Below are 237 nucleotides of genomic sequence, written 5' to 3' on the forward strand. Positions count from 1 at the left end.
CGTCCGGCCATGGACCGTCAGCATCCTGACACCAGCGTCGCTCGCACGCCGGGCCAGATCAGGCGCATTCAGGCAATCGTCGTCCCATCCCAGCCGCATCTTCAGCGTGACCGGCACCGAAACCGCCCCCACAACCGCGTAGATCAGCGTCAGCGCATGATCCAGGTCGCGCATCAGCGCCGCGCCCGACAACCCGCCCGTCACCTTCTTGGCAGGACATCCCATGTTGATGTCGAT

At 65.0% G+C, this 237-nt stretch carries 1 protein-coding gene; it reads right to left on the minus strand.

Annotated features, from left to right (window positions below; genetic code table 11):
- Positions 1 to 237: tRNA-dihydrouridine synthase (locus ACSNOK_RS36155; RefSeq protein WP_436784882.1), on the minus strand; the 237-nt coding region annotated here is incomplete at both ends.

It is taken from the genome of Streptomyces sp. URMC 126 (genome assembly GCF_051386555.1).
Classification (GTDB): Bacteria; Actinomycetota; Actinomycetes; order Streptomycetales; family Streptomycetaceae; genus Streptomyces.